Below are 25,467 nucleotides of genomic sequence, written 5' to 3' on the forward strand. Positions count from 1 at the left end.
TCCGGATCGGGCCGTGCGGACGAACCCCAGGGTAGGAGAGCTACCCGGGGGTACGTCCGTTGCTGACCGAGAACATGCCGGCCGGGGCCGTCGAGACGGCCCGCAAACGGCTGACCGCCGCCGCCGAGGACCTGGACGACAACCGGGTCGCCGGGCTGGTGCTCGACCTGGCCGCCGAGGCCGGGGTGGTGCCCGCCTGGGAACAGGTCTGCCTGCCGCTGCTCGGCACGCTGCGCGGCGACAGCGCCGCCGAGATCGCCGTCGAGCACGCCCTCTCCGAGGGGGTACGCGTCGGCCTGGACGTGTTCGGCCGTGAGCCGTCCCGGCCGCTTCCCGCCCAGGGCGTGCTGCTCGCAGGCGCCGAGCACGAGACGCACTGTCTCGGGCTGCACGCGCTCGCCGCGGCGCTGCGCGAACGCGGCCGGGGCGCGCTGCACCTCGGCCCGGCGCTGCCGTGGTCCGCGCTGACCAGTGCCGTGGTCCGGGTCCGTCCGCGGGTGGTGGTGGTCTGGTCGCAGACGCCGCTGACCGGCCGCGCGTACCGCCTGGTCCGTCTGCGGCGGGACCTGCCCGGGGTACGCGTGCTCGCTGCCGGTCCGGGGTGGATCGAGCCGTTCCCGCCCTCCTCGGCCGCTCCGCAGCGCCTCACCACGCTCGGCGAGGCGACGCTGGCCTGCCTGGCCGCCGGAGGCGCCACCTGACACCGGCTCCTGACACGGCGGACTGACGCCAGGCGCGAGCAGACCGGCGCGACCAGGATCAGCCGGTGCGGAATCCGCGCACCAGCGTGGCGACGGCCGACTCCGGGTCGAAGCCGTCATCAGGGGAGGCGAGCTGGTTGCTCAGCAGCCCGTCGACGAGTGCCAGCAGCATCCGGAAGTGAGCCGGCGGATCGGCCGAGCCGAGCGTGGCGAGCAGCGGCTCCCCCCAGCCGGCCAGCCGTGTCCGGGCGGCCTCGATGGCCGGGCGCAGATCGGGCCGCACCGCCGCCTCGACGAACAGCGCGTACCGGGCGAGCGTGACCACGCGCTGCCGGTCGGTGAACTCCCGGATCAGCCGACCGACCACTGCGGCGAACGCGGTGACGTCGCCCGGCGGCAGGTCCGTGGCGAGCCGTTGCCAGGCCGCCGTCTCCACCTCGACCAGCCGGTCGAAGACGCCGGTGACCAGCGCCTCCCGGGTGCGGAACCGGTTGGACGCCGAGCCTTCGGGCAGGCCCGCCTCCGCGTCCACGGCCCGGTGGGTGAGCTGGCGCGGCCCGCCGGTGCCGAGCACCCGGATGGCGGCGTCGAGCAGGAGCTGCCGGCGATCGGTCACCCGGACAGACTACAGGCGTAGTGCACTCGACTACATCTGTAGTACGGTGACGGCATGGGCGGACGCGCGGTCGTGGTCGGGGGCGGGATCGGCGGGCTCGCGGCGGGCATCGGCCTGCGGGCGGTGGGCTGGGAGGTGACGGTCCGGGAGCGGTCGGCCGCGTTGCCGCACACCGGCACCGGGCTGGGCATCTGGCCCGGCGCGATGCGCGCCCTGGACGCCCTCGGCGTCGGCGACGAGGTGCGCCGCCGGGGCAGCCGTCAGGCCGGCGGGTCGATCCGGCGCCCGGACGGCAGCCGGATCGCCACCGTCGACGTCGAGCGGCTGGAGCGCCGGCACGGCGAGCCGGTGCACCTGGTCACCCGGCCGGTGCTGCTCGCCGTCCTGGCCGGCGCGCTGCCCGGACCGGCGCTGCGCCTCGGCGCCCCGGTGACCGGCCCGGGGTCACTGCGCGACGCGTACGACCTGGTGGTGGGCGCGGACGGGATCAACAGCGTGGTGCGCGCGCAGATGTACGGGCAGCGGTATCCGCTGCGGTACGCGGGCGCGGTGGCCTGGCGCGGCGTGGTCGACCTGGATCTGGCCGAGGGCGGCGAGACCTGGGGGCGGGGGCGCAAGTTCGGGCTGACCCCGGCCGGGCCGGGCCGCACCAACTGGTACGCCGCGGTGCGGCTGCCCGAGGGGCACCCGGCACCGCCCGACGACCGCGCCGAGCTGCGCCGCCTCTTCGGTGACTGGCACCCGCCGGTGCCGCGGGTGCTCGACGCGCTCACGCCGGACGGGATCCTGCGGCACGAGATCCGCGACCTCACGCCGCTGCCGTCGTACGTGGCCGGCCGGACGGCACTGCTCGGCGACGCCGCGCACGCGATGACCCCGGACCTCGGGCAGGGCGCCTGCCAGGCGCTGATCGACGCGGTGGCGCTCGCCGACTGCCTGCGCGACGCCGGCGACGTGCCGGCCGCGCTGCGCGCGTACGACAGGAGGCGCCGGCGTCCCACGCAGCGGATCGCGGCCGGCGCGCGGTGGGCGGGGCGGCTGTCCGGTGTGCGGCGGCTGCTGCCGGTGCGGGACGCGCTGCTGCGACTGGCGCTGGCGGCCGGACCGCCCGCGTGACCTGAGACACATTCGATACGAACCCGTTCCGTATCGAAACCCGCTCACCTACGCTCGGCTCCGTTACGAGTCTGACCCGTATCGTATTCCGACGCGGGGAAACCGGGGGGAGCACGGACGTGGAACCACACGAGAACACCGGACACCCGAGGAGGTGGGCGATCCTCGGGGTGCTGGTGATCAGCCTCCTCGTGGTCGTCCTCGACAACACCATCCTCAACGTCGCGCTGCGCACGCTGGCCGACCCGGTGCACGGCCTCGGCGCCACCCAGGGCGAGCTGGAGTGGGCGATCAACTCCTACACGCTCGTCTTCGCCGGGCTGCTGTTCACCTTCGGCGTGCTCGGTGACCGGCTCGGCCGCCGCCGCTTCCTGATCCTCGGGCTGGCGCTCTTCGGCCTGTCCTCGCTGCTGTCCGCGTACGCGCAGGACCCGGCCCAGCTCATCGCGGCCCGTGCGCTGATGGGCGTCGGCGGCGCGGCCATCATGCCGGTGACGCTCTCGATCATCTCCAACGTCTTCGACCCGCGCGAGCGCGCCAAGGCGATCGGCGTCTGGGCCGGCGCGGTCGGCCTCGCGGTGGCGATCGGCCCGGTGCTCGGCGGCGCGCTGCTGGAGCACTTCTGGTGGGGCTCGGTCTTCCTGATCAACGTGCCGGTGGTGGCGCTCGGCGTGGTGCTCGTCGCGGCCCTGGTCCCCGAGTCCCGCGATCCCAAGCCCGGCCGGGTCGACCTGCTCGGCGTGCTGCTCTCGGTGGTCGGCCTGGTCGCCCTCACCTACGGCATCATCGACGGCGGCGAGCACGGCTTCGGCCGCCTGCAGGTGTGGGTCGCGGTGCTCGGCGGCCTCGCGGTGCTCGGCTGGTTCGTCGCCCACGAACTGCGCAGCGACCACCCGTCGCTGGACGTACGGCTGTTCCGGGTGCCCCGCTTCGCCGCGCCGGTGGCCCTGGTCGGGCTGGTCTTCTTCGCCGCCATGGGCGTGATGTTCTTCGGCGCGTTCTACCTCCAGCTCGTGCGCGGCTACAGCCCGCTGGAGAGCGGCCTGCTGTTCCTGCCGTTCGCCGCGGCCCAGCTCATCTTCGCGCCGCGCAGCGCGGCGATGGTCCGCCGCTACGGCGGCCGGGCGGTCGCGGCCGTCGGGCTGCTGCTCACCACTGTGGCGCTCGCCGCGTTCGTCTTCATCGACGCGGACACCCCGATCTGGATCTTCTCGGCGCTGGGCTTCCTCCAGGGCGCCGGGATGGCGAACATCATGCCGCCGGCCACCGAGTCGATCATGTCCTCGCTGCCCCGGGAGAAGGCCGGTGTCGGTTCCGCGGTCAGCAACACCGTGCGCCAGGTGGCCGGCGCGCTCGGCGTGGCGGTGCTCGGCTCGGTGCTCTCCGCCGTCTACCGCGACCAGGTCGGCCCGGCGGTGGCCGCCCTGCCCGCCCCGGTACGCGACGCGGCCCGCGAGTCGGTGTCCGGGGCGTACGCGGTCGCCGGCCGGCTCGGCCCCGACGCGCCGCGACTGATCGACGCGGCCAACGACTCGTTCGTCTCGGCCATGCACTGGGCGGCGGGCGCCTCCGCGGTGGTGGCCGCGCTCGGCATCGTGATCGTGCTGCGCTGGATGCCGGGCCGGCCGGTCGTCGCCCCCGACGCGGCGCCGGTCACCGACAGGGAGTTGGCCGGTACCGCGTAGGTTCGTGGACAATGTCTGACATGACTTCCACGGCGGATGCTCCGCGGTCGCCCGGGCGACCGCGGAGCACCCGTGCGGACGAGGCGATCGTCGACGCCACCCTCGACCTGCTGGCCGAGGGCAGCACCATAGAGTCGCTGTCCATCGAGGCGATCGCGGCCCGCGCCGGAGTCGGCAAGGCCACCATCTACCGCCGCTGGCCGGGCAAGGACGCGTTGCTGCTGGACGCGTTGCGCACGCTCAAGGGGCCCGCGCCCCGCACCGCCGGGCGCTCCGTCCGCGACGACCTGGTGCTGCTCGTCGGCGCCGTCGGCCAGCACGCCGACCCCCGGGTCCGCAAGATCATGCCCTGCCTGGTGCCCGAGGTGAACCGCAGCTCGGCCCACCGGCAGGCGTACGAGGCGATCGTCGAGCCCCGGCGCGCGGCGATGCGCGAGGTGCTGCGCCGCGCGATCGACCGGGGCGAACTGCGCGCCGACCTCGACATCGAGGTGACCATGTCGCTGCTCACCGCGCCGATGCTCACCCAGCGGATGCTGCGCTGGCACCCCGAGCGCGACGAGCGGATGCTTCCCGAGCGGATCGTGGACACGGTCCTGGACGGCCTGCGCGTCCGCTGACCCGGGCCGGCCGGTCCGCCCGGCGCGGTCCGGCCGCTCAGCGGGCGGGCGTGCGCAGCCGGTGCAGGCGCAGCGCGAGCTGCACCTCCAGCGCCCGCTCCGGCCGCTGCCAGTCCGCGCCGAGCAGGTGGCCGACCCGCTCCAGCCGCTGGGTGACCGTGTTCACGTGCACGTGCAGCTGCTCGGCGGCGCGAGCCAGGCTGCCGCCCACCCCGAAGTACGCCTCCAGCGTCTTCACCAGTGCCGTGCCCCGCCGGGCGTCGTAGTCCAGCACCGGCCCCACAGTCGTGGCGAGGAACCGGGCCACGTCCCGGTCCCCGGCGTCACCGACCGCGCCCAGCAGCAGCCCGACGAAACCCAGCTCGGTGGTGCTCGCCCCCTGCCCGGCCCGGCCCAGCGCACCGAGCGCGGACAGGCAGCGCTCCGCCTCGGCGAACGTGACGGCCAGCGACGCCGGACCGGTCGACGGCCCGCTCGCCCCGGCGGTCACCGGGCGGCCGGTCACCCGGGACAGGTCCCGGGCCACCGCGCGGGCCGCACCGCCGGCGTCGTGGCCGGGCAGCATCAGCACCACCCGTCCGGCACGCGCCGCGGCAAGGCCACCCCGGGTCGAGGCGTACGTGGTGGCCCAGGACAGCACCCGCTGCCGGGCCGAGCCGGTCTCGGCGAACGCGTCGTCACCGACCGCCACCAGCACGTGCGGGGCGTCCAGGTCCACCCCGATCCGGCGGGCCCGCGCGCGCAGCGCGTCGGCGTCGCGCAGCGGCCGGGCGATCAGGTCGTCCAGCAGCTCACCGCGTACCCGCCCCTCCGCCTCGGCCACGGTCCGGCGGAACAGCAACAGCAACGCGGTCACCAGCGCGGCCCGCTCCAGGATGCGCTGGTCGGCGTCGACCAGCTCGTCGTCCGGGCGCAGCACCAGCGCGCCCAGGTTCTCCGCACCGGCCACCACCGCGGCGTACCAGAGCGGGCCCCGGCGCACGCTGCGCCCCTCGGTACGGGACGCGGCGACCGCCTCCACGATGTCGGCCCGGTCCGGCTCCTCGATCTCACCGACCCGGGCCAGCCGCCGGCCCTCGGCGTCCAGCGCCAGCAGCGCGCCACCGAGCACCTCGGTGACCGCCGCCGCCACGTCCTCCATGCCGCCGCCGCGCACCACGAGCGCGGTCATCCGGTCGTGCGCAGCGGCGGCGCGCTCCACCGAGCTGCTGTGCGCCCGGATGGTGCTGTTCGCCGCGGACAGCTCCGCCAGCGCCGCCCGGGTCTCGGCGAGCAGCCGCGCGGTGTCGATCGCGACCGCCGCGTGCGCCGCCAGCGACACCAGCAGCGACACCTCCTCGCGGGCGAACGGCCGGGCCGAGCGGTTCGCCGCGTAAAGCACGCCGATCACGCTGGACCCGAGCCGCAGCGGCACGCCGAGGATGGCCACCAGGCCCTCCTCGCCCACGCCGCCGTCGATCTCCCCGGTGTGCCGGAACCGCTCGTCCTCCTGGTAGTTCGAGGTGACGTACGGGGTGCCGGTCTGCGCGACCAGCCCGCCGAGCCCGTCGCCCAGCTCCAGCCGCAGCCGCTGGAACCGGGCCGAGATCGAGCCGTCGGTGACCCGCATGTACGTGTCGCCGCGCTCGTCGTCGTTGAGCGTCATGTACGCCACGTCGGTGCCGAGCAGGATCCGCGCCCGGTGCACGATCGCGCGCAGCACGTCGTCCAGGTCGCGCAGTCCGGCCAGGTCGCTCGCGGTGTCGTACAGGCCGGACAGCTCGGTCTCCCGGCGGCGCCTGCGGGCCAGCAGGGCCCGTACCCGCAGCGCCACCACCTTCGCCTGCTCCAGCTCGGCCAGCCGTTCGGCGGGCAGGCCGGCGGCGCGCGCGGCCACCAGCGGGCCCTCGAACTCGACCGCGGCGGCCTCGCGCGCCAGCAGCTCCAGGAACTCCACCGGCGACGACATGACCGACATTGTGCGCGGGCCCACTAGTTCGCCGTCCAGCCCCCGTCGAGGGCGATCGAGGTGCCGGTGAGGAACGCGGCCGGCGGGGAGCACAGGTACGCCACCAGTTCGGCCACCTCCGCCGGCTCGATCAGCCGCTTGATCGCCGCCCGAGCCAGCATGATCTTCTCGACCACCTCGTCCTCGCCGATGCCGTGGGTGGCCGCCTGGTCGGCGATCTGGCTCTCCACCAGCGCGGTGCGCACGTACGCCGGGTTGATGCAGTTGGCCGTGACGCCGTGCGCGGCGCCCTCCAGCGCCACCACCTTGGACAGGCCCTCCAGCGCGTGTTTGGCCGAGACGTACGCGGCCTTGAACGGCGAGGCGCGCAGCCCGTGCACCGAGGAGATGTTCACGACCCGGCCCCAGCCGTTCGCGTACATCCGGGGCAGCGCGCGGCGGATCAGCAGGAACGGCGCCTCCACCATCACCCGCTGGATGTACTCGAAGCGCTCGACCGGGAAGTCCTGCACCGGCGCGACGTGCTGCAGCCCGGCGTTGTTGACCACGATGTCGGCGTCGACGTCGAGCCGGTCCACAGCCGCCGGGTCGGCCAGGTCGATCCCCACCGCCCGGCCGCCGGCCTCGGCGGCCACCGCCTCGGCCGCCGCCACGTCGCGGTCCAGCACCACGACCGTCGCGCCGGCCGCTGCCAGGCGCAGGGCACAGGCCCGTCCGATGCCGCCGCCACCACCTGTGACCAGCGCGGTGCGACCGGTCAGGTCGACGTGTACGACGTGGGGGACCGCCACGGGTTCTGCCGTCATGGCGCATGAACGTACGAGCCGGGTGCCCCCTGGCACATGGGGCGGCGACACATACTCCACCGCCTGCGTGTGTGGTGCGCCGCGTCACCGCCCGTGCCCGGCGTGTCCGGCCGTCCCGGTGTCGGCGGGCACCAGTAGGGTGTGTCGAACACACGTACTGCTGGCGGCTCGGGGAGGAGGCGGCGTGCGCGTGCTGGGCGTCGACCCGGGGCTGACCCGGTGCGGGGTCGGCGTTGTCGAGGGCGTGCCGGGCCGTCCCTGCACGCTCGTGGCCTACTACGTGGTCTACACCGACCCGGAGGACGACCTGGCGCTGCGCCTGCTGCACCTGGACCGCTCGCTCACCGACCTGGTCGTCGAGCACCGGCCGGACGCGGTCGCGGTGGAGCGCGTGTTCAGCCAGCACAACGTCCGCACCGTGATGGGCACCGCGCAGGCCAGCGGCGTCGCGGTGCTCGCCGGGGCCCGGGCCGGGCTGCCCGTGACGACGTACACGCCGAGCGAGGTCAAGGCGGCGGTGACCGGCTCGGGGCAGGCGGACAAGAAGCAGATGACCACCATGGTCACCCGGCTGCTGCGGCTGCCCGAGCCGCCGAAACCGGCCGACGCCGCCGACGCGCTGGCGCTGGCCATCTGTCACGTGTGGCGCGGGGGCACCCGGTCCAAGCTGGCCGAGGCCGCGCAACGGGCCCGACGAGGAGGGACGCGATGATCGCGAGCGTACGCGGCACGGTGACCGCCACCGGCCCGGATCACGCGGTGGTGGAGGTGGGCGGCATCGGCCTGGCCGTGCAGTGCGCCCCCGGCACGCTCGCCGACCTGCGCGTGGGCCAGCCCGCCCGGCTCGCCACCAGCCTTGTGGTCCGGGAGGACTCGCTCACCCTCTACGGCTTCGCCGACGACGACGCCAAGCAGCTGTTCGAGCTGCTCCAGACCGCCAGCGGGGTCGGTCCCCGGCTGGCCCAGGCGGTGCTCGCCGTGCACACGCCCGACGCGGTCCGCAAGGCCATCGCCAACGCCGACACCGCCGCGCTGACCCGGGTGCCCGGCATCGGAAAGAAGGGCGCCGAGCGGCTGGTGCTGGAGCTGCGCGACCGGGTCGGCCCGGTCCCGGTGGGCGCCGACGGCGCGGCCGGGGTGACCGGGGGCGCCTGGCCGGAGCAGGTCCGCCAGGCCCTCGTCGGCCTCGGCTGGACGGCCGGGCAGGCGGAGCAGGCGGTGGCCGCGGTGGCGGAGACCGTCGACGGCGAGACCCCGCCGGTGCCGGTGCTGCTCAAGCAGGCCATCCGCCTCCTGGGCCGGACCCGATGACCGGGGAGAACCTGGTCTCGGCGTACGTGAACGACGCCGAGCTGGACGCGGAGGCCAGCGTCCGCCCGAAGCGGCTGGACGAGTTCATCGCCCAGCACCGGGTCCGCGACCAGCTCGACCTGCTGTTGCAGGGCGCGATGCGGCGAGGCTCCCCGCCCGACCACATCCTCCTCTCGGGGCCGCCTGGCCTCGGTAAGACGACCCTGGCCAACATCGTCGCCGCCGAGCTGGGCACCGGGATCCGGGTGACCAGCGGCCCGGCCATCGAGCGCTCCGGCGACCTGGCCGCGATCCTGACCGGCCTCGCCGAGGGCGACGTGCTGTTCATCGACGAGATCCACCGGATCGCCAAGCCGGCCGAGGAACTGCTCTACAGCGCCATGGAGGACTTCCGCGTCGACGTGGTGGTCGGCAAGGGCCCGGGTGCCACCGCCATCCCGCTCGACGTGGAGCCGTTCACGCTCGTCGGCGCCACCACCCGCTCCGGCCTGCTGACCGGCCCGATGCGCGACCGGTTCGGCTTCGTCGCGCACCTCGACTTCTACGCGCCGGCCGACCTGGAGACGCTGCTGCACCGGTCGGCCCGGATCCTCGGCGTGCCGATCACCGCCGACGGCGCGGCGGAGGTCGCGGGCCGGTCCCGGGGCACCCCGCGTATCGCCAACCGGCTCCTGCGCCGGGTCCGCGACTACGCCGAGGTCCGCGCCGACGGCGTGGTCACGCTGGAGACCGCACGGGCCGCGCTGACCGTCTACGACGTGGACGCGCTCGGCCTGGACCGGCTCGACCGGGCGGTGCTGACCGCGCTCGTCGACTCGTTCCGGGGCGGCCCGGTGGGCCTGTCCACTCTCGCTGTGGCGGTGGGCGAGCAGCCGGACACGGTCGAGGAGGTCTGCGAGCCGTTCCTGGTCCGGGCCGGGCTGCTGGCCCGGACCCCGCGCGGGCGGGTGGCGACCGAGGCTGCCTGGCGCCATCTGGGCCGTACGCCCCCGAATGGTACATTTGGTGCGGATGCCCCTCCGGGGCCCGATCTGTTCTCGGTGCAGACCGACCAGCCGTGATCCGTTCGTGATCTGTGCCGCATTCGGTCTTCTCAGGAGCAGGGACTAGACTTCGCCGCGGTTTGTACAGGACGTGAGAATCCGCTTCCGCTGCGGCGCCCTCCGGCGCCGGGGTGGAGGCCAACCGGAAGGTCTACACCGTGCTTTACGCAGCAGCGAGTGGCGGGGGAGCCGGCAGTCTGACGCCGATCCTCATGATCGCTCTGCTTTTCGTCGTCATGTACTTCATGATGATCCGTCCGCAGCAGAAGCGCCGCCGCGAGGCAGAGCAGATGCAGTCCGCTCTCGCCCCGGGCGACGAGGTGGTCACCATCGGCGGCCTGCACGGCACGGTCACCGCGGTCGAGGACGAGACGGTCCTGCTCGAGGTCGCTCCGGGCGTGCAGACCCGGTACGCCCGCCCCGCCGTCGCGCGGGTGATCAAGCGCGCCGAGGCGCCGGCGGCCGAGACGATCACCGAGGAAGCCGAGCCGGTCAAGGAGTGACCACCCGTCCCGGACGGGGCAGCGGATTCATCCGTACAAGTGGATAGTTGGGGTCGGCGCGCGGCGCCGGCATCCGGCCGGGCCGTGCGGCGCCCCCGCGCCGCGCACCAGCCGGCGTGCCGTCCTCCGGTGCCGACCCGCCGGAGCAGTCGGGCGGACACCCCCGGCCCGACAGTTGTCGCCGCCGTGGAAGCGGCGCGACCGTACAGGGAGACAGGACAGCCGTGGCACCACCTCAGGGACAGATGCGGCCCGGACGGCAGCTCGCCGTGCTCGGGTTCATCTTCGTCGTCCTCTATCTATTGGTGTTCTTCTCGGGCGGCGCCAGCGGTGGCTGGAAGGACCGGCTGGAGCCCCGGCTCGGCCTGGACCTCGTCGGCGGCACCCGGCTGACGCTCGAGGCCACCAACACGGTGGACGGCAAGCCCCCGACCGCCGACAACCTCGAGGAGGCCCGCCAGATCATCGAGAGCCGGGTCAACGCCTACGGCGTGGCCGAGGCCGAGGTGGTCACCGAGGGCAACCGCAACATCGTCATCTCCCTGCCCGGCCAGAACCGCGACCTGACCGACGTCGGTGAGGCCGCCGAGCTGCGCTTCCGCAAGGTGCTCAAGGCCACCGACGGCAGCGGCGCCGCCGCCGCGCCCGCGCCGGTCCCGAGCGCGACCCCGTCCGGTGCGGCCAGCCCGACGCCGTCGGGCAGCGCGTCGCCGAAGGCGAGCACGAGCCCCAAGGTGAGCGGATCGCCGAGCGCCGGCGGGCAGGGCGGTATGGCCCCGACGCCGAGCGCCAGCGCCTCGGCCACGCCGTCGGCCTCGCCGAGCGCCGCCGCGCCGAGCCCGAGCGCCAGCGCCGAGCCGGTGCCGCAGAGCATCGAGCAGCAGCGCAAGGCCGTCGAGCAGAAGGTCGGCGCGGCCGCCTGGGCCGCCGCCTCGGGCCTGCAGGCCCCGGCGGACCTGACCACCGACCCGTCGCTGGCGGACAAGCTCAAGCCGTTCGGCACGCTCACCCCGCAGGAGATCGCCGTCCTGCCGGTGGAGATGCAGTTCAACGTCCCGACCATCACCTGCGCCCAGCTCGACAAGCGGCCCGCCGCCTCGATCAAGGACGAGAAGCAGAAGGCGGTCGCCTGCGAGTCCGGCGCCAAGTACCTGCTGGACGTCGCGAAGGTGCTGGGCACCGACGTCAAGAACGCCTCCGCCCAGCTCGACCAGACCAGCTCCTGGGTGGTCAGCCTCAACTTCACCGGCAGCGGCCAGGAGAAGTGGACCGCGCTGACCCGCGAGGCGTTCACCAACGAGGGCCAGGCCTGCGACCAGACCGCGCTCGGCCAGGACGGCAAGTGCCGGGTCGCCGTGGTGCTGGACAACGAGATCGTCTCGTCCCCGGAGATCCAGGGCGTGCTGACCGGCGACTCGCAGATCACCGGCAGCTTCGACAACAAGGCCGCGAACGCGCTCGCCAGCCAGCTGCGCTACGGCGCGCTGCCGGTGACGTTCGAGCCGCAGGAGCAGCAGAACGTCACCGCGACGCTCGGCGACAGCCACCTCAAGGCGGGTCTGCTGGCCGCAGGCATCGGCATGCTGCTGGTCATCATCTACTCGTTCTTCTACTACCGGCTGCTCGGCTCGGTCATCTTCCTGAGCCTGGTGCTCTCCGCGTTGCTGGTGTTCGGCGCGCTCGTGGTGCTCGGCCGGTCGATCGGCTTCACGCTCACGCTCGCCGGCATCGCCGGCATGATCGTCTCGCTGGGCGTCGCGGCGGATTCGTTCGTCATCTACTTCGAACGGCTGAAAGACGAGATCCGGGAGGGCCGCAGTCCACGCAGCGCGGTGCCGCGCGCCTGGATCCGCGCCCGTCGGACGATCATCTCGGCGAACGCGATCACGCTGATGTCGGCAGTGGTGCTCTACATCGTGTCCGTCGGCGCGGTGAAGGGCTTCGCCTTCGCGCTCGGCCTGGCGACCGTGCTCGACCTGGTCGTCGTGTTCCTCTTCCGCCACCCGATCATGACGATGTTCGCCCGTACCCGGGCGTTCCTGTCGCCGCGGGTCAGCGGTCTGGGCCGGGCGCTGCCGGCCCGGTCGGCCGAGCCGGGCAACGCCCGCAACCCGCGTGTGAAGGAGGCCTGAGATGGCTAAGAGCGGTCTGGCCGCCCGGCTCTACCGGGGTGAGGCGGATCTCAACATCGTCGGGCGGCGCAAGCTGTGGTTCGGCGTGGCCGGCGTGCTCGTGCTGATCGCCGTGCTGAGCTTCGCGATCAGCGGCTTCAAGCTGGGCATCGAGTTCGCGGGCGGCAACTCGTTCCAGGTGCCGGCCAGCGTCGGCACTCTGGACCAGGCCGAGCGGACCGTCGACGACGTGCTGGCCGACGAGGCGCCGGGCGTCGAGGTGGTCAGCGCGCAGAAGGTCGGCGGCACCAGCGGCGAGTTCTACGAGATGCGCACCGGCCAGCTCTCCGCCGAGCAGGCCAACGCGGCCAAGACCGCGATGGCGCAGGAGTTCGGCATCCCGGCCGACCAGATCAGCGGCAGCCAGGTCTCCGAGGCCTGGGGCAGCCAGGTCACCTCGCGCGCCTTCCTCGGTCTGGTGATCTTCATCGCGGTGGTGTCGATCTACCTGGTGCTGCGCTTCGAGTGGCGGATGGCGGCCGCCGCCATCGTCTCGCTGCTGACCAACCTGGCCCTGACCGCCGGCATCTACTCGCTGGTCGGCTTCGAGGTCACCCCGTCGACGATCATCGGCTTCCTCACGATCCTGGGCTTCGCGCTCTACGACGTGGTGGTGGTCTTCGACAAGGTGCAGGAGAACACACGCGGCATCACCGCGAACAACAACGTCACCTACGGCGAGGCGTCCAACCTGGCGCTCAACCAGAGCCTCATGCGGTCGCTGAACACCTCGGTCGTGGCGCTGCTGCCGGTCGGCGGTCTGCTGTTCATCGGCGCCGGCCTGCTCGGCGCGGGCACGCTGAAGGACCTTGGCCTGGTGCTGTTCGTCGGTATGGCGGTGGCGTTCCTGACCTCGATCCTGCTCGCCACGCCGCTGCTGGTGCTGCTGAAGAACATGGACCCGCGGATCAGCGCCCACAACAAGCGGGTGCTGTCCCGCCGGGCCGCGCTCGCCCGGGGCGAGATCACACCGAAGGGCCCGCGTGCCACCACGCCGGCCGCCGACGCGCCGATCGACCCGGAGGCGGCGGCGCTGGCCGGTGCCGCACCCAAGGTGGGCGCCCGGCCGGCCGGCAAGCGTCCCAGCGGTGCCCGCGGCGGCCGTCCCGCCGGGGGCGGCGGCAACCGGCCCGGCGGCAAGCGCCGCTGACCGCAGGGCCGGACGGAATCGGTCCGACGGCGTCCGTCATGCCGTGACATCAGCATGACGGACGCCGTCGTCGTTTCGAGAGGACATGGGACGCACAGTGACGGAGACCCACACCACAGGGGTACGGGGAGACAGCGGCCCGGAGGTCGCCCAGCTCGTCGCCAGCCGGTTGCTGGACGTGCCGGACTTCCCCAAGCCGGGTGTCGTGTTCAAGGACCTGATGCCGCTGTTCGCCGACGGTGAGGCGTTCCGGGCGGTGATCGACGGCATCATCGCGTACCACGGGCCGGAGTCGTTCGACACCGTCGCCGGCATCGAGGCACGCGGGTTCGTGCTGGCGGCGGCGGTCGCGTACGCCACCGGCGTCGGCGTGGTGCCGGTGCGCAAGGCCGGCAAGCTGCCCCGGGCCACGCACTCCGCCTCCTACGCGCTGGAGTACGGCGAGGCGACGCTGGAGGTGCACCAGGACGCCTTCACCGCGGGCCACCGGGTGCTGGTGCTCGACGACGTGCTCGCCACCGGCGGGACCGCCGAGGCGACGCTCGACCTGGTGGAACGCGCCGGCGGCACGGTGGCCGGGTTCACCGTGCTGCTGGAGCTGGGCTTCCTCGAGGGCCGTAAGCGGCTGGCGCAGCGCCCGGTCCATGCCCTGTTGACCGTTTGACCAGGCCGGCCCGTCGGGCCGGTCGGCGCCGACCGTCCGGGGGAGCGGTGGCGTACCCTGCGTACGGGTAGCATTGCCCTTTGCCCGACCCGGCCGACCTGTCCGGGGCGGCGAAGGCGCCGGGGCCCGGCCCCGGCGACCGCGTGGAACAAGACCGGCCTCCGGGCCGGTTGAACCAGACGTCGGCCGGACGGCCGGCGCATCCCGGCGAGCGGTGAGGAGGCCGGTGTCCCACGATGTCGTCCCTCCGGTGGAGGGCACGGTGCACCCGACAGGCGACGCGGACGGCTCGGTGACCGAGCGCAGCGGCAACCCGCCGGCCCGGGCGACCGGCGCCACCGGCGGCGCGTCCGACGCGACGGCCGACGGCGGGGCGGTCGTGGTGCCGTTCCCGACCGAGGGTTCCACCGAGTCCACGCCCGGCAGCGGTTTCGCCCTCTCCAACGCGCCCACCGGCCGGCGGGTACGCGCCCGGCTGGCCCGGTTCAACGCGCCCTGGCAGACCTCGCAGGTCAGCGAGGTGCTGGAGCCGCTGATCGCGACGCACCGGGAGAACCACCCCAAGGCCGACGCGCGGCTGCTCCAGCGCGCCTTCGACACGGCCGCGCGGTGGCACTCGGGTCAGTACCGCAAGTCCGGCGACCCCTACATCACGCACCCGCTCGCCGTGGCGACCATCCTGGCGAACCTGGGCATGGACACCACCACGCTGGTCGCGGCGCTGCTGCACGACACCATCGAGGACACCGAGTACACGCTCGACCAGATGCGCGCCGACTTCGGCGGTGAGGTCGCGCTGCTCGTCGACGGCGTCACCAAGCTCGACAAGGTCAAGCTCGGCGACGCGGCCAAGGCGGAGACCATCCGCAAGATGGTCGTCGCGATGGCGAAGGACCCGCGGGTCCTGGTGATCAAGCTGGCCGACCGGCTGCACAACATGCGGACGCTCACCTTCCTGCCCCGCCCCAAGCAGGAACAGAAGGCCAAGGAGACGCTGGAGATCCTGGCCCCGCTGGCGCACCGCCTCGGTATGAACACGATCAAGTGGGAGCTGGAGGATCTGGCCTTCGGCACGCTGTTCCCGAAGCGGTTCGAGGAGATCAACCGGCTGATCGGGGAGCACCAGCCGCAGCGCGAGGCGCTGCTGCGTCAGGTGACGCAGAAGGTGTCCACCGACCTGAAGGCCGCCAAGATCAAGGCGGAGACCACCGGCCGGCCGAAGCACCTCTACTCGATCTACCAGAAGATGATCGTGCGGGGGCGCGACTTCAACGACATCTACGACCTGGTCGGTGTGCGGATCCTGGTCGACACGGTGCGGGACTGCTACGCGGCGCTGGGGGTCATCCACGCCAACTGGCAGCCGGTGCCGGGCCGGTTCAAGGACTACATCGCCATGCCCAAGTTCAACATGTACCAGTCGTTGCACACGACTGTCATCGGGCCCACCGGCAAGCCGGTGGAGATGCAGATCCGCACGTACGCGATGCACCGCACCGCCGAGTTCGGCATCGCCGCGCACTGGAAGTACAAGGAGCACAAGGGCACCCCGGTGGTGGGCCCGCCGGCGCACATCGACGAGATGACGTGGCTGCGGCAGCTGCTGGACTGGCAGCGTGAGGCGGCGGACCCGAGCGAGTTCCTGGACGCGCTGCGGTTCGACCTGTCCAGCCAGGAGGTGTACGTCTTCACCCCGAAGGGTGACGTCATCCCGCTGCCGACCGGGTCGACGCCTGTGGACTTCGCGTACGCGGTGCACACCGAGGTCGGGCACAAGTGCATCGGCGCGCGGGTCAACGGCAAGCTGGTGCCGCTGGAGTCGACGCTGTCCAACGGCGACGTGATCGAGATCTTCACGTCGAAGTCCGACACGGCCGGGCCGACGCAGGACTGGCTGGGCTTCGTCAAGAGCCCGCGGGCGCGTACCAAGATCCGCCAGTACTTCAACAAGGAGCGGCGCGAGGAGGCGATCGAGGCCGGCAAGGACGCGATCGTCAAGGCGATGCGCAAGCAGGGCATGCCGTTGCAGCGGATGCTCACCTCGGACGCGCTGATGGCGATCGCCCGGGACCTGCATCTGGCCGACGTGGCCTCGCTGTACGCGGCGGTCGGCGACAGCCAGGTCTCCGCGCAGTCGGTCGTGCAGAAGCTGATGGCCTCCTACGGCGGCGAGGAGGGCGCGGCGGAGGACATCGCCGAGACCGCCGTCGCCACCCGGCCGCCGCGCAGCCGGCAGAGCAGCGCCGACCCGGGTGTCGTGGTCCGCGGTGTCAGCGACGTCTGGATCAAGCTGGCCCGCTGCTGCACGCCGGTGCCGCCGGACTCGGTGTTCGGATTCGTCACCCGCTCCGGCGGGGTCAGCGTGCACCGGGACGACTGCGCCAACGCCGAGGACCTGCGCGCTCAGCCCGAGCGGGTGGTCGAGGTGAGCTGGAAGCTCACCTCCGCCTCCACGTTCCTGGTCGCCATCCAGGTCGAGGCGCTGGACCGGCACAAGCTGCTCGCCGACGTGACGAGGGTGCTGTCCGAGGAGCGGGTGAACATCCTCTCCGCGACCGTCACCACCACCCGCGACCGGGTGGCGGTCAGCCGGTTCAGCTTCGAGATGGCCGACCCGAAGCACCTCGGGCACCTGCTGGCCGCCGTCCGCAAGGTCGACGGCGTGTTCGACGCGTACCGGGTCACCTCGGGGGCCTGAGCCACCACGCACGCGAAAGCGCCCGCCGGCTGCGATCAGCCGGCGGGCGCTTCGTCGTCGTACGGGTGCGGTCAGCCGCCCTGGACCGGGCTCATCGTCACCTTGGTCATGGTGATCTCCTTCTTCGGGTGACCACCGCCGGCCTGCTTGGCGAACGCGCCGTCGTCACCGGCCGCGGCGACCTGCTTCACCACGTCCATGCCGCCGGTGATGGTGCCCAGCACCGTGTAGTTCGGGTCGAGCGGCGAGTCGCCGTACACGATGAAGAACTGGCTGCCCGTGCTGCCCGGCTGGCCGGAGTTGGCCATCGCGATGACACCCTCCGGGTACGGCGGGCGCTTGTTGGTCGGCAGGTTCTCCTCGGCCAGGTTGTAGGACGGGCCGCCGGTGCCGTCGGTGTCCCGCCAGCCCTTGCCGGTGGCGCTCGGGTCGCCGCACTGGAGCACCTTGATGCCCTCGGTGACCAGCCGGTGGCACTTGGTGTTGTCGAAGAAGCCCTTCTCCGTCAGGTGCGTGAAGCTACCGGCGGTGCAGGGCACGGCGGCACGGTCGATCTTGGCGGTGATCGGGCCCAGGTTGGTGTCGATGGTCATCGTCTGGGTGCCCTTGCCGGACTGCTGGGTCGGCGGGAGGCCGACGTCCTTGATCTGCGGCGGACGGCCCTCCTTGGGCACCTCCGTGTACGCGCACTGGACGGCCCCGGCATCGGCGGTGGTGCCGCCCTGCTTGTCGTCGTCGTCGCCGAGCGCGGCGACGAGCCAGACCGTGCCGGCCACGACGAGCACCAGCACCGCCGCGGCCCCGACGATCGCCTGGGTCTGCCGGCGCTTGCGGGCCCGGCCGGCCCGTTCCGCCATCTCCCGCTCGAGCTTGGCCCGCGCCGCCGCGCGCTGGCGGTCTCTGGTGGACGTCACGGTCACTCCTCACCTGCTGCGTATGGGGTCGGCGCGCGCGCCGCCGGTCACGTGTGGGTCACCGGCGGCGGGGCCGCCGGATCGGGTTGTCGGGTCAGCCCGCGCTGGCGCTGGGCGAGGGCGCGGGACTGCCGGCCGGCGCCGCGCCGGGCTCGCCGACTGTGACGCTCTGGACCAGCACCTGCGTCTTCGGCTTGACCTTGGCGCCGTTGCCATTGTCCACCGTCGGCATGGCGCCGATCTTCTCCACCACGTCGAGCCCACCGGTGACCTTGCCGACCACCGAGTAGGCCGGCTTGGCCGGGCTGGCGTCCTTGAAGAAGATCAGGAACTGGCTGCCGTTGCTGCCGGGCGGGTTGCCGATCATGGCGACAGTGCCCTTCGGGTACGTCGCCGGCTGCCCGGGCGCCGGCGAGGCCGACGGGCTCGGCTCAGGCGCGGCCGGGACGTTCTCGTCGTAGAACGAGTAGGTCGGGCCGCCGAGCCCGGTGCCGGTCGGGTCACCGCAGCGCAGCGCGCCCTCGGCGGTGATCTCGTGGCAGGTGGTGTTGTCGAAGAACGACCGGCCGGCCAGGTAGCTCAGGCTCGCCGCGCCGCACGGCGCGTCGGTCTGGTCCAGCTCGACGGTGATCGGCCCACCCTGGTTGGTGGTGATCGTCATCGGGCGGGTGCCGGAGGTGGGCAGGCCCGTGGTGGGCGGCTGGCCGACGTCCTTGAGGTTGGTGTTGACGGCGCCGTCCTCCGCGCTCCAGAGGCAGACGTCCTCGGCGGCCTTCTTCTCCGGCTCGGAGTCGAACGCGCCGAGCGCCCAGGCGGAGCCGGCCACGATCAGCACGAGCACCACCGCGGCGCCCACGCCGGCCCGGATCTGCCGGCGGCGCTTCGCGACCGCCGCCCGCCGGGCGAGTTGCCGGTCGAGCTTGGCGCGCGCCAGTTTGCGCTGCCGGTCCCTGCTGGAAGCCACGCGCGCTCCCCTTCCTCTGCCTGATCGCCGCCGGCGCCGGGCGCCGTCCGCCGTTCCGATCGGGGTGCGCCACGCCACACGCCCGCCAGAGTGTACGGGTAGCGACTGTGAATGTGGTGTACGAGGTCCCGCCGTCTCAGCCCGGCCGGGGCGGACCGGGCCGGTGGCGGACGGAACTCGCCGGCCGCTACGACTAGGCTGCAGGCAGACGACGACCGGACGGAAAGGGGAGCGACGTGCTCGTGGCCGGCTTTCCCGCGGACGCCTTCGGCACCAACTGCTACGTGGTGGCGACCGGGCCGGGGGAGCAGTGCGTGGTGGTCGATCCCGGCATCGGGGTGCTCGACCGGCTCGACGCCGTGCTCGCCGAGCACCGCCTGCACCCGGCCGCCGTGCTGCTCACCCACGGCCATCTCGACCACACGTTCTCCGTCGCCCCGGTCTGCGGTGCGCGGGGCATCCCCGCCTACGTCCACCCGGACGACCGGGAGCTGCTGGCCGACCCGAGCAAGGCGCTGTCGATGGACCTGACCCAGCTGTTCGGCGGCCGGCTGCCGTACGCCGAGCCGGACGACGTGGCCGAGCTGACCGACGGCGCGACGCTGTCGCTGGCCGGGTTGGAGATCACCGTCGACCACGCCCCCGGCCATACCGGCGGGTCGGTGCTGTTCCGGTTGCCCGGCGCCGGCTCGCGCTGGGAGGCGGAGCAGATCTGCCTCTCCGGTGACGTGCTGTTCGCCGGCTCGATCGGCCGCACCGACCTGCCGGGCGGCAGCATGCCCCGGATGCTGTCCAGCCTGCGGGACAAGGTGCTCCCGCTGGCCGACGACACAGTCGTCCTGCCCGGCCACGGCCCCGCGACCACGATCGGCCGCGAGCGCGCGACCAACCCGTACCTCGTCGAGGTGGCGGGCACCGGCGGCGCGCGCCCGGCCGCGCCCACCCGAGGCCTCTGACCGCCGCGACCCACGACGTTCGCCCGCGCCCCGCGCGGGATCGAGGAGTACGCCATGAGCAAGCCCACGCCCATCTCCGGCTTCCCCGAGTGGACGCCGGCTCAGCGGATGATCGAGCAGTTCGTGCTCGACCGGATCCGCGCCACGTTCGAGCTGTACGGCTTCGCGCCACTGGAGACCCGCTCGGTGGAGCCGCTGGATCAGTTACTGCGGAAGGGGGATACCGCAAAGGAGGTCTACCTGCTGCGCCGGTTGCAGGCCGACACCGACGGCCCGGCCGGCGACGACGCGCTCGGCCTGCACTTCGACCTGACCGTGCCGTTCGCCCGCTACGTGCTGGAGAACGCCGGCAAGCTGCAGTTCCCGTTCCGCCGCTATCAGATCCAGAAGGTGTGGCGCGGTGAGCGTCCGCAGGAGGGCCGGTACCGGGAGTTCCTCCAGGCCGACATCGACATCGTCGACCGGGACACCCTGCCGGCCCACTACGAGGCGGAGATGCCGCTGGTCATCGGCGACGCGCTGCGGTCGCTGCCGATCCCGCCGGTGCGCATCCAGGTCAACAACCGCAAGATCTGCGAGGGGTTCTACCGGGGCATCGGGCTGACCGACGCGGAGGCGGCGCTGCGCGCCGTCGACAAGCTCGACAAGATCGGCCCGGCCGGGGTGACGGAGCTGCTGGCGAGCACCGCCGGGGCGAGTGAGGCGCAGGCCAAGGCCGTGCTGTCGCTGGCCGAGATCTCCGCGCCGGACGCCTCCTTCGCCGACGCGGTGCGCGGCCTCGGGGTGAGCGACCCGCTGCTGGACGAGGGCGTCGCGGAACTGACCGCCGTGGTGGAGACCGCCGCCGCGCACGCACCCGGCCTCTGCGTGGCCGACCTGCGCATCGCGCGGGGCCTGGACTACTACACGGGTACGGTCTACGAGACGCAGATGATCGGCTACGAGCGGTTCGGCTCGATCTGCTCCGGCGGCCGGTACGACAACCTGGCCAGCTCGGGCAACGTCCGGTTCCCGGGGGTGGGCATCTCGATCGGGGTGACCCGGCTGCTCGGTCTGCTGTTCGGCGCCGAGGCGCTGTCGGTGTCCCGCTCGGTGCCGACCTGCGTGCTGGTGGCGGTCACCGCCGAGGAGGACCGGGCGGCCAGCGACGCGGTCGCGGCGGCGCTGCGGTCGCGCGGTGTGCCCACCGAGGTGTCCCCGTCGGCGGCCAAGTTCGGCAAGCAGATCCGGTACGCCGAGCGGCGTGGCATCCCGTACGTCTGGTTCCCCGGCGCGGAGGGCGACGAGGTCAAGGACATCCGTTCCGGCGAGCAGGTGCCCGCCGCGGCGGGGGAGTGGACGCCGCCTCGGGCGGACCTGAAACCGCTGGTCGGCCCGGCCGGCACTGGCGCCTGACGACGTTTCGACCTACGGTGGCGTAAGTTACGCCACCGTAGGGAGAACGTCGTGACCGTGCTCAGCCAGACCGCTCTGCTCACCGAACTCGAGCCGGTGGTCGAGAAGAACCTCGACCGCCACCTGTCGCTGGCCAAGGAGTGGTTCCCGCACGAGTACGTGCCGTGGAGCGAGGGCCGCACCTTCGACGGCCCGCTGGGCGGCGAGGCCTGGTCGCCGGAGGACTCGACGCTGCCCGAGGTGGCGCGTACCGCGCTGATCGTCAACCTGCTCACCGAGGACAACCTGCCGTCGTACCACCACGAGATCGCCACCCTGTTCGGGCGCGACGGCGCGTGGGGCACCTGGGTGCACCGGTGGACCGCCGAGGAGGGGCGGCACGGCACGGCGATCCGCGACTACCTCACGGTGACCCGGGCGGTGGACCCGGTGGCGCTGGAGCGGGCCCGCATGGTGCACATGTCGGCGGGCTACCAGAACGTCCACGACCAGGAGATGCTGCACTCGCTGGCGTACGTGTCGTTCCAGGAGCTGGCGACCCGCATCTCGCACCGCAACACCGGCCGGGCCACCGGCGACCCGATGTGCGAGGCGCTGCTGGCCCGGGTGGCCGCGGACGAGAACCTGCACATGGTCTTCTACCGCAACCTGCTCGGCGCGGCGTTCGAGCTGGCGCCGTCGCAGGCGATGCGCGCCGTCGCCGACGTGCTGGCCAACTTCCAGATGCCGGGTGTCGGCATCGACGGCTTCGCCCGCAAGTCGGTGGCGATCGCGCTGGCCGGGATCTACGACCTGCGCCAGCACCGCGACGAGGTGGTGATGCCGGTGCTGCGCCAGTGGAACCTGTTCGAGGTGACCGGCCTGAACGCCGACGGCGAGGCCGCCCGTGACCAGATCGCCGCCCACCTGGACACCCTGGAGACCCAGGCGTCCCGCTTCGAGGACCGCCGAGCCGCCCGAGCCGCCCGCGTTTCCGCGACGACCCAGGCCTGACCCCCGCCCCTCTCCCTCCTCTCCCGCGCGATCTTGCACTTACGGCCCCCGCATTTGCCGCGAAACCGGCGCCGCGGGGGCCGCAACTGCAAGATCGCCGAGAACGAGCGGGGCGGTCAGGGGAGGGGGAAGATGAGGCAGGTCGAGGTGGCGTGGGCTACCAGGCGGCCGGCCGGGTCCGTCAGGCGGGCCTCGGCCAGGGCGGTACGGCGGCCTCGCTGGAGCACCGTGCCCTCGCAGCGCAGCGTGCCGGTGTCGACGGTTACCGGGCGCAGGAACTTCACGTTGAGGTCCAGCGACGTGTAGCCGACGCCGGCCGGCAGCGTGGTGTGCACGGCGCACGCCGCGGCGGTGTCCAGCAGCGTGGAGATGACGCCGCCGTGCACGGTGCCGAGCGGGTTGTAGTGGAACTCCTGCGGCAGCAGCTCGACCGCGACGCGCCCCTCCTCGGCCTCCATCCGGGACATGTCGACGAGGTGCATGATCGGCGGCGCGTCCAGCTCGCCGGCGATCATCGCCTGCATCAGCTCCAGGCCGCTGCGCCGGCCCAGGTGCGCGGCGCCGGCCGCCGGGTCGGACCAGGTGAACGTGCGGGTGCGCTCCTGCGTCTGCGTCATGGACTCAGCCTCGCAGCGCGTTGCTGAGTCTGTCAATCAGACCTAGCCTGGTCGGCATGAGACCCGCGGCACTGGACTGGTCGGTGGAGAACTGCACCATCGCACGCGCCATGGAGATCCTCGGCGAGCGGTGGACCCTCGTCGTGCTCCGCGAGGTCTTCAACGGCGTACGCCGGTTCGACGACATGCGGGTGCGGACCGGCATTCCGCGCCAGGTGCTGACGAACCGGCTCGCCATGCTCGTCGAGCGCGGTGTGCTGCGCCGGGAGCCGTACCGCGAGCCGGGCAGCCGGCCGCGCCACGAGTACCGGCTCACCGAGATGGGCCTGGACCTGTGGCCCGTGCTCGTCGCGGTGCTCGGATGGGGTGACCGCTACCTGGCCGACCCGGAGGGCTCGCCGCTGAGCGTGGCGCACCGTGACTGCGGCGCCGAGGTCCGGGTCGCCTTGCGCTGCGGCGAGGGGCACGAGATCACCGGGGCGCGGGACGTGCTGCCCCGCCCGGGTCCGGGCGCCCGTCGCCGTACGCCCTGAACCGGCTCTGACAGATGATGTCGATGTTGTTGCTCCGGCGTTACATCGGGCGCGGGTGCGAATCCGGGCAAAGTCATGTCTTGCTTACGATCTTAAATATGTGAATACTTTGGGCACCCGGGCGGTTTCCCCAGGTCGCCCGGGTTGTCCTCGGGCGCGCCCCCATGACAGCGCCCGTTCACCCCCATTCGGAGGTTGTTACATGCGACCCACGAGGTCCACGCTCCGCCGCGCCGCCGCAGTCGCCGTCGCCGGCACCCTGGTCACCGGCTCGCTGCTCGGCGCACCCGCGCAGGCCGCCCCCACGGCCCTCTCGCCGGACGCCGCCGCCACCCTCGTCGAGAAGCTCGGTGCCCGCGCGGCCGGCACGTACGCCGACGCCAGCGGCAAGATGGTCGTCACGGTGACCGACACCGCGACCGCCCGCCAGGTGCGCGCCGCCGGTGCCATCCCGAAGATCGTGGCGCGCGGCGCGGACAAGCTCAACGCCGCCACCAGCGAGCTGGAGCGCTCCGCCAAGATCCCCGGCACCGCCTGGTGGACCGACCCGGCCACGAACCAGGTCGTCGTCTCCGTCGACAGCACCGTCACCGGCGCCAAGCTGGAGCGGGTCAAGGCCGCCGCCGCCCGTCACAACGGCGCGATCCGCATCGAGGCCGAGGCCGGCACGCTCAGCACCCGGATCTCCGGCGGCCAGGCCATCTACGCCGGCGGCGGGGGCCGTTGCTCGCTCGGGTTCAACGTCCGCAGCGGCTCGACCTACTACTTCCTCACCGCGGGTCACTGCACCAACATCTCGTCGAGCTGGTACAGCAACTCCGCGCAGACCAGCCTGCTCGGCACCCGGACCGGCACCAGCTTCCCGGGCAACGACTACGGCATCGTCCGGCACAACAACTCGGCCAACGCGGCCGGCAACGTGTCGCTCTACAACGGCAGCTTCCAGGACATCACCTCGGCCGGCAACGCGTACGTCGGCCAGTCCGTCCGCCGTTCCGGCAGCACCACCGGCCTGCGCAGCGGCAGCGTCACCGCCCTCAACGCGACCGTGAACTACGCCGAGGGCAGCGTCTCCGGCCTCATCCGCACCAACGTCTGCGCCGAGCCGGGCGACAGCGGCGGCTCGCTGTTCGCCGGCACCGTCGCGCTCGGCCTCACCTCCGGTGGTAGCGGCAACTGCCGCACCGGTGGCACCACCTACTTCCAGCCGGTCACCGAGGCCCTCAGCCGCTACGGCGTGAGCGTCTTCTGATCCACGCACCGCTGTGAACGGGCCGCCGGGTGACCGGCGGCCCGTTCCGCGTACCCGTCTCAGGTGCCTGCCCCGAGGCGGCCCGGACCGACCGGCGGGCCGTCCGGGCGGGGCGGGTCCGACGGCCGGACCGTCCAGTGCCGGTGGGCCCGCCGCGCCGACAGCACCGCCGCCAGCGGCCAGAGCGTCACCGCGAGCGCCGCCACCCGCTCGGCCAGCCCGGTCCGGGAGCCGCCCGTCACCTCCGCCACCGACCAGCCGAACAACGCCAGCAGCACGGCCGTCACGGCCAGCGCCACCGGCCGGCGGAACGCCCACGGCGGCCGGCCCGCCGGGGAGGCGGCCACTTCGCGCGGCACCCTGCGGGGCAGCCGCAGCGCCGACCCGGCCGGCCAGAGCGCCAGCGCGAGCACCGCCACGGTGGCCACCACCCCGTGCGCCGGGGAACCGCCCACCTGCGGCCGGGGGAACGCGATGAGCGCGACGGTGGACACCCCGCCGACCGCCAGCAGGAAGCGGCTCGGCAGCCCGGCGGCGTGCAGCGCGGCGGCGGTGGCGCAGTAGCAGCAGCCGAGCAGCACCAGCGCGCCGGCCATCAGCCACGGATCGGTGGCGCCCTCACCGGCCAGCTCGCTGATCGTGTCCCGCACCGGGTCGTACCCCGGCCCCTGGCGGGCGCCCGCCACCGTCCAGCCCGCGACCAGCAGCGCGGGCGCGGCGGCCGCGGTGACGACGGCCCAGCTCGGTACGGCACGCACCCGGCCACGGTAGACCGCCGGACCCGGCCCGCACGGCGCTTTCGCCACCGTCG

Annotated in this window: 24 protein-coding genes; 17 read left to right on the forward strand and 7 right to left on the reverse strand. The window is 73.2% G+C overall.

Features of this window, described 5'->3' with window-relative positions; translation table 11 throughout:
* Positions 1 to 59: 59 nt before the first annotated feature.
* Complete coding sequence (locus IF06_RS0111985; RefSeq protein ID WP_232236670.1) at positions 60 to 701, forward strand: transcriptional regulator; 642 nt, start codon at positions 60 to 62, stop codon at positions 699 to 701.
* Between the two features lie 58 nt (positions 702 to 759).
* Here the strand turns inward: IF06_RS0111985 and IF06_RS0111990 are convergent, their stop codons facing one another.
* Positions 760 to 1,317: a TetR/AcrR family transcriptional regulator gene (locus tag IF06_RS0111990; RefSeq protein ID WP_030271005.1), complete on the reverse strand. Its 558-nt coding sequence runs from the start codon at positions 1,315 to 1,317 to the stop codon at positions 760 to 762.
* Positions 1,318 to 1,371: 54 nt separating this feature from the next.
* Here IF06_RS0111990 and IF06_RS0111995 point away from each other — a divergent pair, with 54 nt between their 5' ends.
* The 3 genes from IF06_RS0111995 (at position 1,372) to IF06_RS0112005 (ending at position 4,738) form a co-directional block, all read left to right on the forward strand.
* On the forward strand, positions 1,372 to 2,433 hold the full coding sequence (locus IF06_RS0111995) for an FAD-dependent monooxygenase (RefSeq protein ID WP_030271007.1): 1,062 nt from the start codon (positions 1,372 to 1,374) through the stop codon (positions 2,431 to 2,433).
* 119 nt (positions 2,434 to 2,552) lie between these two features.
* Positions 2,553 to 4,118 carry an MFS transporter gene (locus IF06_RS0112000; RefSeq protein ID WP_030271009.1) on the forward strand — a complete coding sequence of 522 codons (1,566 nt, stop codon included), beginning with the start codon at positions 2,553 to 2,555 and terminating at the stop codon, positions 4,116 to 4,118.
* A gap of 11 nt (positions 4,119 to 4,129) precedes the next feature.
* Positions 4,130 to 4,738, forward strand: a complete 609-nt coding sequence (locus tag IF06_RS0112005; RefSeq protein ID WP_013474870.1) for a TetR/AcrR family transcriptional regulator — start codon at positions 4,130 to 4,132, stop codon at positions 4,736 to 4,738.
* A 37-nt stretch (positions 4,739 to 4,775) separates the two neighbouring features.
* On the opposite strand, the gene IF06_RS0112010 is transcribed toward IF06_RS0112005, so the two are convergent.
* Both IF06_RS0112010 and IF06_RS0112015 read right to left on the reverse strand, forming a co-directional pair.
* A complete protein-coding gene (locus IF06_RS0112010; protein ID WP_013285461.1) occupies positions 4,776 to 6,695 on the reverse strand; it encodes a helix-turn-helix domain-containing protein in 1,920 nt (639 codons plus the stop codon).
* Positions 6,696 to 6,709: 14 nt separating this feature from the next.
* The gene (locus IF06_RS0112015) at positions 6,710 to 7,492 is read right to left on the reverse strand and encodes a 3-hydroxybutyrate dehydrogenase (protein ID WP_013285462.1); all 783 of its coding nucleotides are present in this window, start codon (positions 7,490 to 7,492) and stop codon (positions 6,710 to 6,712) included.
* 184 nt (positions 7,493 to 7,676) lie between these two features.
* On the opposite strand from IF06_RS0112015, the gene ruvC reads away from it, so the two are divergent.
* The 8 genes from ruvC (at position 7,677) to IF06_RS0112055 (ending at position 17,032) form a co-directional block, all read left to right on the forward strand.
* Positions 7,677 to 8,204, forward strand: coding sequence for a crossover junction endodeoxyribonuclease RuvC (ruvC, locus tag IF06_RS0112020; protein ID WP_030271011.1), 528 nt, complete (start codon positions 7,677 to 7,679; stop codon positions 8,202 to 8,204).
* The gene (gene ruvA, locus IF06_RS0112025; RefSeq protein WP_030271013.1) at positions 8,201 to 8,803 is read left to right on the forward strand and encodes a Holliday junction branch migration protein RuvA; all 603 of its coding nucleotides are present in this window, start codon (positions 8,201 to 8,203) and stop codon (positions 8,801 to 8,803) included. Before ruvC ends, ruvA begins: the two co-directional genes overlap by 4 nt.
* Positions 8,800 to 9,864 (forward strand): Holliday junction branch migration DNA helicase RuvB, encoded by a 1,065-nt coding sequence (gene ruvB / locus IF06_RS0112030; RefSeq protein WP_030271015.1) that lies wholly within the window; start codon positions 8,800 to 8,802, stop codon positions 9,862 to 9,864. Before ruvA ends, ruvB begins: the two co-directional genes overlap by 4 nt.
* Before the next feature lie 140 nt (positions 9,865 to 10,004).
* Complete coding sequence (gene yajC / locus IF06_RS32095) at positions 10,005 to 10,349, forward strand: preprotein translocase subunit YajC (RefSeq protein WP_036345294.1); 345 nt, start codon at positions 10,005 to 10,007, stop codon at positions 10,347 to 10,349.
* Positions 10,350 to 10,573: 224 nt separating this feature from the next.
* Entirely contained in the window at positions 10,574 to 12,481 is a 1,908-nt protein-coding gene (secD, locus tag IF06_RS0112040; RefSeq protein ID WP_030271019.1) for a protein translocase subunit SecD, read from the forward strand.
* A gap of 1 nt (position 12,482) precedes the next feature.
* Positions 12,483 to 13,670 (forward strand): protein translocase subunit SecF, encoded by a 1,188-nt coding sequence (gene secF / locus IF06_RS0112045; RefSeq protein WP_013285468.1) that lies wholly within the window; start codon positions 12,483 to 12,485, stop codon positions 13,668 to 13,670.
* A gap of 97 nt (positions 13,671 to 13,767) precedes the next feature.
* The gene (locus tag IF06_RS0112050; RefSeq protein WP_030271021.1) at positions 13,768 to 14,334 is read left to right on the forward strand and encodes an adenine phosphoribosyltransferase; all 567 of its coding nucleotides are present in this window, start codon (positions 13,768 to 13,770) and stop codon (positions 14,332 to 14,334) included.
* Positions 14,335 to 14,560: 226 nt separating this feature from the next.
* Positions 14,561 to 17,032 carry a RelA/SpoT family protein gene (locus IF06_RS0112055; protein ID WP_013285470.1) on the forward strand — a complete coding sequence of 824 codons (2,472 nt, stop codon included), beginning with the start codon at positions 14,561 to 14,563 and terminating at the stop codon, positions 17,030 to 17,032.
* Between the two features lie 71 nt (positions 17,033 to 17,103).
* On the opposite strand, the gene IF06_RS0112060 is transcribed toward IF06_RS0112055, so the two are convergent.
* The gene (locus IF06_RS0112060) at positions 17,104 to 17,946 is read right to left on the reverse strand and encodes a peptidylprolyl isomerase (protein ID WP_013285471.1); all 843 of its coding nucleotides are present in this window, start codon (positions 17,944 to 17,946) and stop codon (positions 17,104 to 17,106) included.
* A 94-nt stretch (positions 17,947 to 18,040) separates the two neighbouring features.
* Positions 18,041 to 18,910 (reverse strand): peptidylprolyl isomerase, encoded by an 870-nt coding sequence (locus IF06_RS0112065; RefSeq protein WP_013474876.1) that lies wholly within the window; start codon positions 18,908 to 18,910, stop codon positions 18,041 to 18,043.
* A gap of 236 nt (positions 18,911 to 19,146) precedes the next feature.
* On the opposite strand from IF06_RS0112065, the gene IF06_RS0112070 reads away from it, so the two are divergent.
* From IF06_RS0112070 to IF06_RS0112080, 3 genes are read left to right on the forward strand one after another with little or no spacing between them, the layout of a single operon-like run.
* Entirely contained in the window at positions 19,147 to 19,866 is a 720-nt protein-coding gene (locus IF06_RS0112070) for an MBL fold metallo-hydrolase (RefSeq protein ID WP_030271023.1), read from the forward strand.
* Positions 19,867 to 19,920: 54 nt separating this feature from the next.
* The gene (gene hisS, locus IF06_RS0112075) at positions 19,921 to 21,261 is read left to right on the forward strand and encodes a histidine--tRNA ligase (protein WP_013285474.1); all 1,341 of its coding nucleotides are present in this window, start codon (positions 19,921 to 19,923) and stop codon (positions 21,259 to 21,261) included.
* A 51-nt stretch (positions 21,262 to 21,312) separates the two neighbouring features.
* Positions 21,313 to 22,254, forward strand: a complete 942-nt coding sequence (locus IF06_RS0112080) for an acyl-ACP desaturase (RefSeq protein ID WP_013285475.1) — start codon at positions 21,313 to 21,315, stop codon at positions 22,252 to 22,254.
* Between the two features lie 116 nt (positions 22,255 to 22,370).
* Here the strand turns inward: IF06_RS0112080 and IF06_RS0112085 are convergent, their stop codons facing one another.
* Positions 22,371 to 22,871: a PaaI family thioesterase gene (locus IF06_RS0112085; protein WP_013285476.1), complete on the reverse strand. Its 501-nt coding sequence runs from the start codon at positions 22,869 to 22,871 to the stop codon at positions 22,371 to 22,373.
* Between the two features lie 56 nt (positions 22,872 to 22,927).
* Between IF06_RS0112085 and IF06_RS0112090 the strand changes: the two genes are divergently transcribed.
* Together IF06_RS0112090 and IF06_RS0112095 are read left to right on the forward strand one after the other, a co-directional pair.
* Entirely contained in the window at positions 22,928 to 23,404 is a 477-nt protein-coding gene (locus tag IF06_RS0112090; RefSeq protein WP_013285477.1) for a winged helix-turn-helix transcriptional regulator, read from the forward strand.
* 202 nt (positions 23,405 to 23,606) lie between these two features.
* Positions 23,607 to 24,656 carry a S1 family peptidase gene (locus IF06_RS0112095; RefSeq protein ID WP_013285478.1) on the forward strand — a complete coding sequence of 350 codons (1,050 nt, stop codon included), beginning with the start codon at positions 23,607 to 23,609 and terminating at the stop codon, positions 24,654 to 24,656.
* A 59-nt stretch (positions 24,657 to 24,715) separates the two neighbouring features.
* On the opposite strand, the gene IF06_RS0112100 is transcribed toward IF06_RS0112095, so the two are convergent.
* Positions 24,716 to 25,414: a DUF998 domain-containing protein gene (locus tag IF06_RS0112100; protein ID WP_036310672.1), complete on the reverse strand. Its 699-nt coding sequence runs from the start codon at positions 25,412 to 25,414 to the stop codon at positions 24,716 to 24,718.
* Between the last annotated feature and the right edge of the window lie 53 nt (positions 25,415 to 25,467).

This window comes from Micromonospora globosa, from assembly GCF_000717585.1.
GTDB lineage: Bacteria > Actinomycetota > Actinomycetes > Mycobacteriales > Micromonosporaceae > Micromonospora > Micromonospora aurantiaca.